The sequence below is a fragment of the Dolichospermum sp. DET69 genome, from assembly GCA_017355425.1.
GTDB lineage: Bacteria > Cyanobacteriota > Cyanobacteriia > Cyanobacteriales > Nostocaceae > Dolichospermum.
This window is the reverse complement of the sequence record CP070233.1, coordinates 3,302,612-3,316,109: the sequence shown is the minus strand read 5'-3', so window position 1 is coordinate 3,316,109 and position 13,498 is coordinate 3,302,612. Positions and strand designations below refer to the sequence as shown.

The 13,498-nt window shown below is 34.9% G+C and carries 12 protein-coding genes and 1 pseudogene; 10 read left to right on the top strand and 3 right to left on the bottom strand.

The genetic code is table 11. From position 1 onward, the window contains the following. Positions 1-94 precede the first annotated feature (94 nt). From EZY12_15155 to EZY12_15120, 8 genes and pseudogenes are all read left to right on the top strand, one after another. On the top strand, positions 95-1,627 hold the full coding sequence (locus EZY12_15155; protein ID QSX66169.1) for an HlyD family efflux transporter periplasmic adaptor subunit: 1,533 nt from the start codon (positions 95-97) through the stop codon (positions 1,625-1,627). Between the two features lie 152 nt (positions 1,628-1,779). Further along, positions 1,780-2,034 (top strand): hypothetical protein, encoded by a 255-nt coding sequence (locus tag EZY12_15150; GenBank protein QSX66168.1) that lies wholly within the window; start codon positions 1,780-1,782, stop codon positions 2,032-2,034. 476 nt (positions 2,035-2,510) lie between these two features. Next, positions 2,511-2,786, top strand: a complete 276-nt coding sequence (locus EZY12_15145; GenBank protein QSX66167.1) for a hypothetical protein — start codon at positions 2,511-2,513, stop codon at positions 2,784-2,786. Between the two features lie 73 nt (positions 2,787-2,859). Continuing rightward, on the top strand, positions 2,860-3,117 hold the full coding sequence (locus tag EZY12_15140) for a hypothetical protein (protein QSX66166.1): 258 nt from the start codon (positions 2,860-2,862) through the stop codon (positions 3,115-3,117). Between the two features lie 710 nt (positions 3,118-3,827). Next, positions 3,828-5,018 carry a transposase gene (locus EZY12_15135; GenBank protein QSX70686.1) on the top strand — a complete coding sequence of 397 codons (1,191 nt, stop codon included), beginning with the start codon at positions 3,828-3,830 and terminating at the stop codon, positions 5,016-5,018. 55 nt (positions 5,019-5,073) lie between these two features. Next, entirely contained in the window at positions 5,074-5,487 is a 414-nt protein-coding gene (gene arfB / locus EZY12_15130) for an aminoacyl-tRNA hydrolase (protein ID QSX66165.1), read from the top strand. Positions 5,488-5,695: 208 nt separating this feature from the next. After that, the gene (locus EZY12_15125) at positions 5,696-6,043 is read left to right on the top strand and encodes an STAS-like domain-containing protein (GenBank protein ID QSX66164.1); all 348 of its coding nucleotides are present in this window, start codon (positions 5,696-5,698) and stop codon (positions 6,041-6,043) included. 3 nt (positions 6,044-6,046) lie between these two features. Continuing rightward, positions 6,047-6,299: pseudogene (locus tag EZY12_15120) on the top strand (hypothetical protein). A 13-nt stretch (positions 6,300-6,312) separates the two neighbouring features. Here EZY12_15120 and uvrB read toward each other — a convergent pair. The 3 genes from uvrB to EZY12_15105 all read right to left on the bottom strand — a co-directional run bounded on the left by uvrB (position 6,313) and on the right by EZY12_15105 (position 10,756). Continuing rightward, positions 6,313-8,307 (bottom strand): excinuclease ABC subunit UvrB, encoded by a 1,995-nt coding sequence (uvrB, locus tag EZY12_15115; GenBank protein QSX66163.1) that lies wholly within the window; start codon positions 8,305-8,307, stop codon positions 6,313-6,315. 578 nt (positions 8,308-8,885) lie between these two features. Then, on the bottom strand, positions 8,886-9,458 hold the full coding sequence (locus EZY12_15110) for a Uma2 family endonuclease (protein ID QSX66162.1): 573 nt from the start codon (positions 9,456-9,458) through the stop codon (positions 8,886-8,888). Between the two features lie 20 nt (positions 9,459-9,478). Then, positions 9,479-10,756 carry an HNH endonuclease gene (locus EZY12_15105; GenBank protein QSX66161.1) on the bottom strand — a complete coding sequence of 426 codons (1,278 nt, stop codon included), beginning with the start codon at positions 10,754-10,756 and terminating at the stop codon, positions 9,479-9,481. A 491-nt stretch (positions 10,757-11,247) separates the two neighbouring features. Here EZY12_15105 and EZY12_15100 point away from each other — a divergent pair, with 491 nt between their 5' ends. Beyond that, a complete protein-coding gene (locus tag EZY12_15100; protein ID QSX66160.1) occupies positions 11,248-11,421 on the top strand; it encodes a hypothetical protein in 174 nt (57 codons plus the stop codon). Continuing rightward, positions 11,418-13,493, top strand: coding sequence for an AAA family ATPase (locus tag EZY12_15095; GenBank protein QSX66159.1), 2,076 nt, complete (start codon positions 11,418-11,420; stop codon positions 13,491-13,493). The genes EZY12_15100 and EZY12_15095 overlap by 4 nt, the downstream gene beginning before the upstream one ends. Positions 13,494-13,498 lie beyond the last annotated feature (5 nt).

The window sequence follows — 13,498 nt, the reverse complement described above, 5'->3', positions numbered from 1 at the left end:
TGCAACTAAACCAGATCTCCGAATTCTTAGAGAAGTCGGGGATCTATATTCAGTTAACACACAACTACAAAAATATAGACCTTTCAAATTACTTATGCCACAGATAGTTTATACACAATCACAAACTACCATAAAGCCGCAGAATCAAACTGAATCTACTGCTTTTATCCAAAATCAACCCCAGACATTAGATAAAGCCAAGGATTGGTTTTATGGTACAGAAGAATTATTAGATGCTTTACCAAAAGCATGGACTCGTTCAATGTTGTATTTGCTGGTCAGTTTTGCAGCAATTATTTTGCCATGGGCAATGTTAACTAAAGTTGATGAAACAGGAAGTGCTAGTGGCAGGATAGAACCGAAAGGGGCAACACAGAAATTAGATAGTGTGGTAACAGGTAGTGTTATTGCTGTTAATGTTAAAGAAGGAACACAGGTTCAAGCTGGACAGGTTTTAGTAGAAATGGAATCTGAAGTTTTGAAAACAGAAATACAACAGGCAAAAGCTAAATTGGAAGGGTTAACTAATCGTCAAGCTCAATTAGAAATATTGAAAAATCAAGTCTTAATGTCTATTAATATTCAAAGTCAGCAAAACCAATCTCAATCATTAGAGAAAATTGCTCAACTTAATCAGGCACAGCAAACATTTGAGACCAAAAAAAATGCTTATAATTTCCAAAATTTGGAGAAATTAGCCCAAATTGATCAGGCAAAACAGAATATACGATCTACTCAAACTAACTACAGGTTAGCTACAAGTCGTTTCCGTCGAGATGTTTCTGAAGTTCAGCGCTACCGTCTACTGTTAAAGGAAGGGATAATTCCTCAAACTAAATTAGTAGAATTGGAAAAAATTGCCGAAGAAAGTCAACGTTCACAAGAAGAAGCAAAATTTAATATTCAAACAGCACAATTACGACTAAAAGAAGAAATCAGCCGTTATCAGTCTCTCATGAATCAAGTTCGCTCAGAAATTGAACAAGCAAAACTCCGTTTAGAAGAAGAAGAAAGTAGTTATAAAAGTGCTATGCAAGGAGGAGAATTAGTATTACTAAAAAGTCAGGAACAGTTTAAAGACTTAGAAAATCAAATTACTTCTGTTCAATCAGAAGTTATGCAAACAAAAGGACAGATTATATCCTTGAATTTACAGATGAAACAGCGCATTGTCCGCTCTCCTATTGATGGCACAATATTTGAATTACCTATTAAAAAACCTGGTTCTGTCGTCCAACCAGGACAAATGATTGCTCAAATTGCCCCAAAAAATGCTGCTTTAATTTTAAAAGCCCGTATGCCTAGTCAAAGCAGTGGTTTTGTTAAAGCAGGAATGCCAGTAAAAATCAAATTTGATGCTTATCCTTTCCAAGAATATGGAATTGTATCAGGACGAATTAATTGGATTTCACCTAATTCTAAGATTCAGGAAAATAGTGCCAATCGCATAGAAACTTATGAATTAGATATTACTTTAGACAATCCTTATATTCAAGTTGGGAACAAACAGATTCCTCTTACTCCTGGGCAAACAGCAAGTGCCGAAGTAATTATTCGTCAACGTCGAGTTGTTGACTTCATTTTAGATCCATTTAAGAAGTTGCAAAAAAATGGTTTAGAGCTTTAAAGAAAATTAGGATTGCAGACAAAATTCATTAAATTATGTCCAAAAGAAAAAGGCATTAGTATGCAAATTTTAGATCATTTTTAAGAAAATAATGCAAAAATATAAAAGTTGACCCAACTAATAATTTGGAGGATAGGACAATGGAAAAAATAATGATTGATAGCTTTTATACTACTGAATTAAAACCATTCATTGATGATTTAGATGTCATAGAAGTAGGCATTGTATTAGGAGGGACGTGGGGCAGTTATCCCTATTCAGGGTTGAATCCTAATGTTTCTATCATGACAACTTACGACGGTATCAATAATATGTCAAAAACCTATGAAGGAGCAGGTAACTTTCATGATAACAAATTTAATACAACAGATTATGCTCGAACAGTTAATGCTTGGATATCTCGTTAATTAAGTAATGAGACAAAATTAATTACAAAAGAAGGGAACTCTTAACTGGAAATAAGAAACACTCATTTGCACCAGTTTAAAGCGCAGTCAAAAAAAAGATGTTTTTTAAGATGCGTAGCCCGAAAAAAAACAGTGTCATTATTTCAATCTCATGTTTTTAAACATGAGTTTTTCCTGTTAGAAAGTTGCCCGTTCCCTGTTCCCTCTGAATTAGTTTTATATGAACATCTATTTGATTTCTATAAAACTAAGTTTTTTGCCCTTGATTTTACAAGAAGTGCTATCTGTTTAGTAGTTTAAATATTTGAATATTTAAATAATCAAATCCCTGGTTTCTTTAAGAAGTCAGGGATTTGATTTTGGTATTGAATTATGTCCATAAAAAAAGACATTGATATGCAACTTTTAGGTCATTTTTTAGAGAATAATGCAAAAATATAAGAGTCAATCCAACTGAAGATTCAGAGGATAAGATCATGAAAAGAATAGTAATTAAAGACTTATATCTTCCTGAGATAGAAAGCTTTATGGATGATTCAGAAGTGATAGAAAAAGGAATTGGTATTGTTTTAGGTGGTAATTTTTGGGGACTTTATCCCAGATTGGGTCTAGATTCTGGTGTTTATATAACTACAGTTTATGATGGTATAAATACTATCTCAAACACTTATGAAGGAGCAGGTAGCTTTCATGATAATAAATTCAATACGATAGATTATGCCCGAACAGTTAATGCTTGGGTAGGGCGTTAATTATTGCCGCAGATTCAATAGCAATTTTGTCACAATCGCAGAACTGTTAACTTTTTGATTATAAAATAAGATCATGGCTACAATCATAATTTCTGACTTGCAACCTATTGAAGAAAAGACTTTCTTGTCTAACTTAAATTCAGAACAAGTCCAACAAATTTTAGGTGGTATACCTTTTTTACCTTTCTTGGGGAGTTCTGGTACCCAGTTAACAACCATTTATGATGGTATAAATGCCACTCAATCAACAAATAGGGGACCATTTGGTTTCTATGACAATAAGATTTTTACTCTTGATTTTGCCAGAACATCTATCTATTTAGTAGTCTGAACATTAACTTTTATTTTGAGAAGGTTATTTATTATCTTCTCTCCGCTTTTATGAGGCACATCTTAGCCCCCTCATCGGTTGCGATGAGGGGGTTGGGGGCTGACAGGTGTAGGTTTTTTACATTGAGATTTATAATAGGGCTAGACTTGGCAGACAAGGAGGGAAAGTGGACAAGGAAGAAGAACAAAGAAGAATTAAAACCCATGAAGATTTGCAGAATTTTCCGGTTCTTTCTCTTCACACTCCCTTGTCTACTTTCCTTCCTTGTCTTCCAAGTCCAACATAAAACCCAATTGTAAAAAACCTACACCTGTCAGGGGGCTGGGGGTGGGCTTCTTGTACCTCATAACACCCAGAAGTGCTGTAACACTGCTGTATGTTAGGATCTAGTATTGGCAAACTTCTCTGATTTTATAGCTAGGCATTGCCAAATATAGATAAATGTCTTAAAATAATTGTGAAGGTCGAGAAAGACTCTCCATGAAACTATCAGATTATGCACTCATCAATAGGAGTTAGTTATAAAACAGCCTGGAGAATGTGGAAACGAGGTGAACTCAACGCTACACAATTAACAACAGGTAGTCAAGAGTCAACTTCGATAAACCAATCAAAACAGGAGTAGTTATCTATGCCAGAGACGGACTAGGAAAACTGAGTGCATTGTAAAATGTCTTGAGGAGGATGAATGAAACTAGCTTCAAAGACATATCATCAAAAAAACTCATAAAAACTATCAAGAAATTGATAGGCTGTGCTTTCTTTCCAAAAATCTCTATAATGCTGCCAACTACTTAATTAGACAATCCTTCTTTGAAACTGGTAAGATTCTCAATTATAATCAGATCCAAAAATTATTACAAAGTGAGTTTGATTACAAAAATCTACCAGCGAAAGTAAGCCAGCAAATATTAATAATTTTAGATAAGAATTGGAAAGCATTTTTTCAAGCACAAAAAGCTGATCAAGAAAACCCATCTAAGTTTTTGGGTAAACCAAAATTACCTAAATACAAACATAAGGAAAATGGGAGAAACCTGTTAGTTTATACCATACAGGCTTTGTCTAAACCATTTCTATCAAAAGGACTTATTAAACTTAGCCAGACTGAGATAGTTTTCCCTACTCAGGCTAAAGAAATAGCACAAGTTAGGGTGATTCCCAAGCTTAATCATTATGTTGTTGAGGTGATTTATCATCAAGAAGAAAAACCAAAACAGGTAGATAATAAAAGAATTGCCAGTATTGATTTAGGATTAAATAATTTGGCTTCTGTAACTTTCAATCAAGCAGGTTTAATACCTTTCTTGATCAATGGCAGACCGTTAAAATCCATTAATCATTTTTTTAACAAAAAGAAAGCTGAATTACAGGCGATTCTCAAAAATAAGACATCAAAAAGATTACAGACTCTCTGTACAAAACGCAATTTGAAGGTTGATGACTACTTGCATAAAGCCAGCAGATATTTAATCAATAAGTTAGTTGAATTAAATATAGGTACTTTGGTAATTGGCAAAAATGAAGGTTGGAAACAAGAACTTAATATAGGTTCTAAAAATAACCAAAATTTTACTCAAATACCACATACTAGATTTATTGAACAGTTGACTTATAAAGCAGAATTACAGGGAATATCTGTAATTATCACCGAAGAAAGCTATACATCTAAATCTAGTTTTTTAGATCAAGATGTACTCCCCAAATATAAAAAAGGGGAAACCCATTCTTTTAGCGGTAAGAGAATTAAACGTGGTCTATATAAATCGGCTCTTGGTATTTTAATTAATGCAGATGTAAATGGTTCACTAAATATTCTCAAAAAAGCAATCCCTAATGCTTTTGCAGATGGGATACAGGGGATTGTAGTTTCCCCAGTAAAGGTAACACTTTCAAAGTAAAAGATATTTGTCTATATTTTTTACAACTATTATAGATGTGACTTACTGCATATAAATGATAGAAATTTCCCAGACAGTAATTATTCCTGATAGCGATATTGAAATTAGTGCAATTCGTTCTCAGGGTGCAGGTGGTCAAAATGTTAATAAGGTAGCTACTGCTATTCATTTGCGCTTTGATATTGGTGCTTCGTCGTTACCAGAAATCTATAAAGAACGGCTTTTTAAATTGAAAGATCACCGCATTACTCTTGAGGGAGTTGTGGTTATTAAAGCGCAGGAATACCGCAGTCAAGAACAGAATAAGGAGGAGGCTTGCAGACGACTTCAAGAACTGATTAAAAGTGTGTCTGTTTTACCCCGAAAACGTAAACGAACTAAACCAACTCGCAATTCTCAAAGAAAACGTCTTGATAGTAAAAACAAACGGGGACAAATTAAATTGACTAGAGGAAAAATTACAGAATAATAGAAAAAATCATGGAAATCTCATGATTTTCAGTAATGACAGCTATGTCAATATAGGGGATAATGGAGTTAAATACGAAAACGTTTGTACTAACTTTTCGGGAACGCTAGTCAATATAGCTTTCCGATGTGATGAAAAATACTACTGTTTAGCTTCAGAAGTTCCTAAACTCAAGAAGCTGAAGCTTTAGAGAGAGGGAGATAAGTCCATGCTGTATAAAGTTTACGATATAGTTGGCGAGTATGCCATCACTCCTGATGGTGGACAAAAGTTATATGATCAGATTCATCCATGTTTACTAACTGATGAAACTGTGGAGTTAGATTTTGCAGGAGTGAAGGTTTTTGCATCTCCATTTGTGAATTTTGCATTTGGTCAATTGTTAAAAGATATCCCATCTGAGAAGTTGAATCAATTGCTTGAATTTACTTCTCTCAATGCTGATGGATGGGATGTTATTAATCACGTAATGACTAGAGCTAAACGTTATTACTCTGATGAAAAATATCGTAATGCTGTGGATACGGTGATAACAGATATGGCTGCAAGTTTTTGAAGTATGGCGATTATTCAAGCTGATATCATAGATATCAAAACTGATACCCCACAGCAAAGTGACATTTTCTTTGTAGATACTAACGTCTGGTTTTGGCAAACTTATGCAAATGCTGCATTTACAAGCAGGAGCAGGAACAGTTAAGATTATTACTGATGATATGGATTATAGTGTTGTTCCAGGTATTCAGGTGTTTACTAGCAATAAATATGTTATTCAAGATGCTGCTATGCAAAAGAAGTTAGTAAGGCGTTAATTATACATTTATTTTATCTACCCAACATTTTATCTCGCAAATGCTTAATGCGATCGCGCAATTTTCCAGCCTCTTCAAATTCCATCTTCTTCGCTGCTTCCTTCATTTGTTTTTCTAACAGCATAATTAACTCTGGAATGTCTTCTAAGGATATTTCATCTAAATGTTCATCAACCATTTTTAAATCAGTTGCATTTAACCGCCGAGAGGCATCTAAAAATGATAAAATCGAATTAGTAGACTTTTTGATAATCGGTTGAGGTGTAATTCCATGCAATTTATTATAAGCCGTTTGAATTCCTCTTCTTCTATCAGTTTCATCAATGGCTTTAATCATACTACCTGTTAATTTATCAGCATATAAAATTGCTTTTCCTCTAATATGACGCGCAGCCCGACCGATAGTTTGAATTAGAGAACGTTCAGTCCGCAAAAAACCTTCTTTATCTGCGTCCATAATCGCTACTAAAGAAACTTCGGGTAAATCTAAACCTTCCCGCAGTAAATTGACACCGACTAACACATCAAAAACCCCATTTCGCAAATCTTGTAATATTTCAATGCGTTGAATAGAATTAATTTCTGAATGCAAATATCTGATTTTAATTCCCCTCTCTGCTAAATATTCAGTTAAATCCTCCGCCATGCGTTTAGTTAATGTAGTAACCAAAGTTCTTTCCTGAAGGTCAACTCGATCTTTTATTTCTCCTAATAAATCATCAATTTGTCCCTCAGTGGGACGCACAAATATTTCTGGGTCAATTACTCCCGTTGGTCTAATTACCTGTTCAATAATATTATCTTCAGAAATTTCTAATTCCCAATTTCCTGGAGTCGCAGAAACGAAAATACATTGATTAACTTTTTGCCAAAATTCTTCCGCTTGTAAAGGACGATTATCCGCCGCACTGGGAAGCCGAAAACCATGATCAATTAATACTTTTTTCCTAGCTTGATCTCCGTTATACATTCCCCGAATTTGGGGAACAGTAACATGAGATTCATCTATCACTAATAACCAATCTTTAGAAAAATAATCAATTAAACATTCTGGAGGTTCTCCCGCTTGTCTACCTGCTAAATGACGGGAGTAATTTTCTACGCCGTTACAATATCCCACTTCTCGTAACATTTCTAAATCATAACGGGTGCGTTGATCTATGCGTTGGGCTTCGACTAATTTACCCATGGATTCTAATGTTAATTGTTGCTGTTTTAATTCATCAGCGATATCTGCACAAGCAATTTCTACTCTTTCTTTGGGGGTAACAAAGTGACGCGCAGGATAGATATTAACCGCTTCTAAACTGTGGAGAATTTCCCCAGAAACAGGATCAACATATCTAATTGCATCAATTTCATCACCGAAAAATTCCACGCGAATAATTCTATCTTCATAAGCAGGGGAAATTTCTAAAACATCACCGCGAACCCGAAATTTTCCTCTCCCCATTTCGATGTCATTACGAGTATATTGAACTGCTGTTAAATCCCTTAAAACTTGACGGGGATCAATTTCCATTCCTAATTGTAACCGAATTGCGGCTTTCAGGTATTCCGCCGGCATTCCTAAACCGTAAATACAACTAATGGAAGCTACAACAATTACATCCTTGCGTTCAAATAAAGAACGAGTTGCGGAATGTCGCAACATATCTATTTCTTCATTAATTGCTGATGTTTTTTCTATATAAGTATCAGTAACGGGAAGGTATGCTTCGGGTTGATAGTAATCGTAATAACTGACAAAATACTCAACTGCATTATGAGGAAAAAACTCCCGCAGTTCGTTACATAACTGGGCGGCTAAGGTCTTATTATGTGCTAATACTAGGGTAGGCCTACCGACTTTTTCAATGACAGCGGCTATGGAAAATGTCTTACCCGTTCCTGTGGCACCGAGTAATGTTTGATAATGATTTCCTTCTTGAATACTGGCAGAAAGTTGAGCGATCGCTTGTGGTTGATCACCGGTAGGGACAAAGGGTGCTTGGAGTTGAAAATCCATTATCTAGCTTGATCATAATATCCAATTCTACACAATTTCTTTTATATCTGGCGCAAAATTTTTTTTGGGAGTCGGCTTGCAACATCGCCGGCGATGTGCTATATTAGTATAATGGAGTGTAAGTGAAATTTTTATGGAAGTACAGATTCCCATTATCACAATATCACATCTAACTGTGCAAGTCAACCCCCAAAACTATTTTAATTTGATGATTCTGAAAGCCTTGATCCCACATTCCGCACCCTGGGGTGTCACATAGTATTATCACTTGATTTTCTCTTGATTTTTGGATACAAATTATGCCTTGTCGGCATCATGTATCCGTTAATTTATCGAGATTCGGTATACAATACATCCTCATTTCATCATAAAAAACAGTAAAAACCGATTGTGACAGTTGAGGGTGCGGAAGATAGGTTGATACCTCTGAAACGTCAGTCCCTTAATGTATTAAACCGCCAAAGTATTATCCAGAAATGTTTTGATGATTTTTACGATTGATAGAAATCCAAAATCGAAACCCTTTGTTACATAAGGGTTGTAGCTTTAAAAATCAAATTTAGTCTAAACTCTAGTTGTTAAAATCCTTGTAGTAACCGTTGAATAGAAATTTTAATTTCTGGAAATGCTAAGGGAGATATTTCACCGTAAGTAAAGGTTAATTCTCTAGAATAATTACCATTTATTGGTTCTCTAAACACTTTTAATTGTTGATTTTTTAAGTCTACTACCCAATACTCATTAATTAATGCAGCAGCATAGGTTTTGCGTTTTACATCTAAATCTTTACTTAGGGTAGTTTTAGAATATTCGATTAACCAAAATATATTTTCAGGATAAGGATGATGACTGCGATAAATAGCCCGCAGTGGTTCAACTATTGCTAAATCTGGTTCTGGTTCTGAATTGCTATTAGGTATTGTAATAGGTTTTGCATCTCTTACCAGTGCTTTTGAACCGAGTAATTCTCGCAAATATTCAGCAGAGTCAGTATTAATTTGCGCGTGTTCTGGTCCTTCCGGTGCCATGTTGATAATTTCTCCATTTAGTAGTTCAACTTGACGACCAGCTAAAAGGCCAATTTCAATCATACGATGATAGTCGTCTAAACTCCATTTAGCAATAGTAACTGTCTCTGCATTTAATCTCATAAAATTGTAGTTTTCCGTAGTCAAACGTAGCTATATCCGTCACTACAATGAACCTTAGTAATATCTTTCATTGTTGAAAATTCAACTCTAAAACCATTGATAACAATCTCACATCCGTTTTTTGTGGGAGTTTTAACACGACTTACATAGTTTCCAGAAGTTATATTTTTACGATCTTTGTGCAAAGTAGCCTTAACAAAATCTCCTGTAGAAACATGAGTGAATATTTGTTTAGGCTCGGTGCAAGGAAAACCAAATTTATTGATCCTACAGAATCTTCTGCAACTATGCCCCGTGCTTTTTACTGTTAAAATTTTTGTTGTAAGTATTTTGAGAGTTTCAACTTTCCCTACACAAGCAGCATCAATCCAATGAGTTTTAGGCAATCCTAAACGAGTTCTATTAAACTTAGTTAAACCTCCTGAACCTGTTGTTATAGGTAATCCAGTTTCTTTTAACTTATTAAATAAAGCCCATCTCGTTGAATTTACAGCAGACGCATCTTTTAGTGGGTGCTTGGCTTGGGATAAAATTTGCTTCAACAACTCAGGCTTTTTTACTAAAAACTTCTCAATATCTTGAGTACCTTTTTTGATATTGCATTTCTCACAAGCTAGACACAAATTAGAAATTCTATTAGTTCCTCCTTTGGCTTTTGGTTTAATATGCTCAACTTGTAAAGGGACATTTTCAGCATTACAGTATGCACATTTTCTATTCCATTTATTCAAAAGATATTCACGGACTTCATACCCTTGTAACTCTCCCTGTTGATACTCAAAGCCTGATATCTCCGGGTTTTCTAGCTGCTGTAGGTCAAACCTAGCAATCTCTTGAACTATGTCAGTTATTGGGGCAAAATTACATAATCTTTTGACCCAAGTGTTAATAGTTAAAACTCTATGGCTTAAAGAAGGTGCTAACCAACCTTGAGGTTTAGTGCGGTTAAGAAATCTAGCTTGACGATAACGAGTATGTCTAGAACGTCTTCCTCGCCTTACTCCTTTTCGAGTTTCTAGGCTTTCTTTAATAGCTAAACCTCTGTGTTGTAATTCCATACCCCAGATGACTTTATTATTTTGAACTAACGCAAAACCTGTAGTTTTACTCCCTGGATCTATTTTTAATTCAATCGGTTGAGTTGGAACGTCAGATTTAGGTTCTTTCAAAATTATGGTAAATGGAAATCTTCTAAATACAGCAGCTTTTTGTTGATTTAATAAAAAACGTGCATCTCCTGGATGGATTGGAGTAAGTGGTTTTTTGTTGGTATCCAGAACTAGAACAAAATTAGACATTTAAATTTCACCTTTTCAGGGTAATGTTTGCTTCAACCTTGTTATCTGAGCTTGTTATGCTAAATACACTATCCTTGCGGATTGTTTAATAAGTAGCAACATGGCAGGGGACTAGCGAATCCCAAGGTGTTATGACCTAGATAACGTTTACTCATGTTTTGAGTGGTTTGGTTCACATAAACTACAGATTACTCCGTTTATTTATGCTCTCATGGTTAGTTTTCCTAAAGCTAGGGTACGATTTCCATTTTAATTTGATATAGCAGGGAAAAGAGAACAGACTTGAAAGCTTTTAGTGTATAAATTTTCTGGTCAATTGTGTATCTCATCCCAGTGCATACCACTATAATAGTCGGTTTTAACCGACTTTAGCTATCAGACAGGGAATTTATTCCCTGGCTTCTGGCTGCGTTAAGATTTGTAATTGACAGATAGATAAAAATAGGATCAGAACTGGTTAAAATAGAAAATAAATCTATTGCTGTTTGAAAATGATACCAGAATCAAACATTGAAGATGTTCAAGAACCAATTACCAGCGCACCTCCTGAGGTAAAGCAAATTATTGAGAAGGTATGTAAATTAGAGAAAAACCGATTAGATAGAAAAAGCAAAGGTCATATTAATGATGATATTCTCACTATTGTGAAGGAAGCGGTGCAATGAAGCTAACTTCGATTAAATTATGTAATTTTCGTTCCTTTTATGGGAAAACTCCCGAAATAACTTTAGCTGGTGGAGATGTTAGAAATACTACCATGATTTACGGGAGTAATGGAGCGGGTAAAACTAGTATTTTGAATGCGTTTACTTGGGTTTTATATGAAAAATTTAGTGCGGCTTTTGCGTCAACTGAACAGTTAGTAAATAAACGCGCAATTGCAGAATCTCAACCTAGTCAACCTGTGGAATGTTGGGTAGAAGTTGGTTGGGAACATGAAAGTAATCGTTATCGTGCTACTCGTGGTTGTCGGGTTTATAAAAATGAAAGTGATTTTATTGAAGCTGGGAAAACTCAGTTAAAAATTCAAGTTGCTGGAGATGACGGAAAATGGTATTTTCCTCTTCAGCAAGCTGAGGAAATTATTACTCAGATTTTACCAGCAAGTTTACATCAATATTTTTTCTTTGACGGTGAACGCATTGAAGAAATTGTTCGTTCTGATAATAAAGCGGAAATTGCAGCAGCAATTAGAACTTTTTTGGGTGTGGAAGTCATTGAACTTTCTATTAAACACCTGAAAGATGCTAAAAAAACTTTAGAAACTGATTTAAAACATATTGGTGACGCGGAAACTAAACAGTTGTTGAATCAGCAAGAAAAGCAAGAACTGGAAATTGAAAATATCCATAAACGTCAAACAGAAATAAATCAAGAGTTGGAAAATTATCAAACATTAAAAAAAGAAGTTAGTAATAAGTTACGAGAATTGAGTGCTGTTAAGGAATTACAGGAAAGAAAGCAAAGTTTAGAATCGCAAAAAGACAGTTTACGGGACGAATTGAAAAAAACACGGGAGAATTTAAAAAAAGTTATTTCCGCACGGGGTTATACAGTGCTGTTGTCAGAAACTACTACTAAGTTTCGGGAAATCTTCACAGATTTAAAACAACGTGGTGAATTAACTGCGGGAATTTCGCGGGAATTTGTCAATGATTTACTCACTTCTGGAAGATGTATTTGTGGTGCGGATTTAAGAGAAGGAACACATACTCATTTTCATGTCAAAAATCTCATGAAAAAAGCAGGTTCTTCAACTGTGGAAGAAACCGCAATTAGAATGAGCGCACAAGTTGATGAAATTGATAATCAAGCTGATTCTTTTTGGGAAGAAGCAGATAGAGAACAAGCCCGAATTCACCAGTTAAGGGAAAATTTATCACAAGTTGAACTGGAATTATCTGGTATTCAAGAACAATTACGAAAAGATCCGAATGAGGAAATTAGTAGTTTACAAAAACGCCTGGATGAAATTGAAGCTAAAATTGATGAATTAAATCGAGAACAGGGTGCAAATCAACAGGAAGTTTCTCACCTAAAAACAGATATTGATGCTTTGATAAAACAAATTTCTAAACAAAAACAGAATGAGGAAAAACAATCTTTAGCACAACGTCGGATTAATGCTACTCAAGATGCTATTGAACGGTTATCGGAAGTTAAAAACCGTCAAGAAAATCAATTTCGTCTGCAATTGGAACAACGAGTGCAGGAAATTTTCTCGGCTATTTCTTTTACTCCTTATATTCCCAAAATTAGCGAAAAGTATGAATTAAGTTTGGTGGAAAATACGACGGGAATTGAAGCACAAGTTGCAGCTTCAACGGGAGAAAATCAAATTCTCAGTTTATCTTTTATCGCTAGTATTATTGATAAGGTGCGTGACTGGAGTGAAAATCGAAAAATGATGATGGTTCCTGATAGTAGCACTTTTCCTATTGTTATGGATTCTCCTTTTGGGAGTTTAGATACTAATTCTCGTCGTCACATTGCGAGAACTATTCCTAAGTTAGCAAATCAGTTAATTGTGTTAGTAACTAAGACTCAATGGAGGGTAGAAGTTGAGGAGGAAATTGCTGATAAAATTGGGAAGGAATATGTGTTAGTTTATTATTCTTCTAAGCCTAATTGTGAACAGGATTTTATTGAGTTGGGGAGGGAAAGATATTCTTTGGTTAGACAAAGTTTGAATGGTTTTGAATATACGGAAATTATTGAAGTAGAAAGAGAGAGGTAAGTTTC

What these genes read in the sequence shown, in the direction of transcription:
- EZY12_15155 (QSX66169.1), top strand. Translation starts at nt 95, where the DNA reads ATGCCACAGATAGTTTATACACAATCACAAACTACCATAAAGCCGCAG.
- EZY12_15150 (QSX66168.1), top strand. Translation starts at nt 1,780, where the DNA reads ATGATTGATAGCTTTTATACTACTGAATTAAAACCATTCATTGATGAT.
- EZY12_15145 (QSX66167.1), top strand. Translation starts at nt 2,511, where the DNA reads ATGAAAAGAATAGTAATTAAAGACTTATATCTTCCTGAGATAGAAAGC.
- EZY12_15140 (QSX66166.1), top strand. Translation starts at nt 2,860, where the DNA reads ATGGCTACAATCATAATTTCTGACTTGCAACCTATTGAAGAAAAGACT.
- arfB (QSX66165.1), top strand. Translation starts at nt 5,074, where the DNA reads ATGATAGAAATTTCCCAGACAGTAATTATTCCTGATAGCGATATTGAA.
- EZY12_15125 (QSX66164.1), top strand. Translation starts at nt 5,696, where the DNA reads ATGCTGTATAAAGTTTACGATATAGTTGGCGAGTATGCCATCACTCCT.
- uvrB (QSX66163.1), bottom strand. Translation starts at nt 8,307, where the DNA reads ATGGATTTTCAACTCCAAGCACCCTTTGTCCCTACCGGTGATCAACCA.
- EZY12_15110 (QSX66162.1), bottom strand. Translation starts at nt 9,458, where the DNA reads ATGAGATTAAATGCAGAGACAGTTACTATTGCTAAATGGAGTTTAGAC.
- EZY12_15105 (QSX66161.1), bottom strand. Translation starts at nt 10,756, where the DNA reads ATGTCTAATTTTGTTCTAGTTCTGGATACCAACAAAAAACCACTTACT.
- EZY12_15100 (QSX66160.1), top strand. Translation starts at nt 11,248, where the DNA reads ATGATACCAGAATCAAACATTGAAGATGTTCAAGAACCAATTACCAGC.
- EZY12_15095 (QSX66159.1), top strand. Translation starts at nt 11,418, where the DNA reads ATGAAGCTAACTTCGATTAAATTATGTAATTTTCGTTCCTTTTATGGG.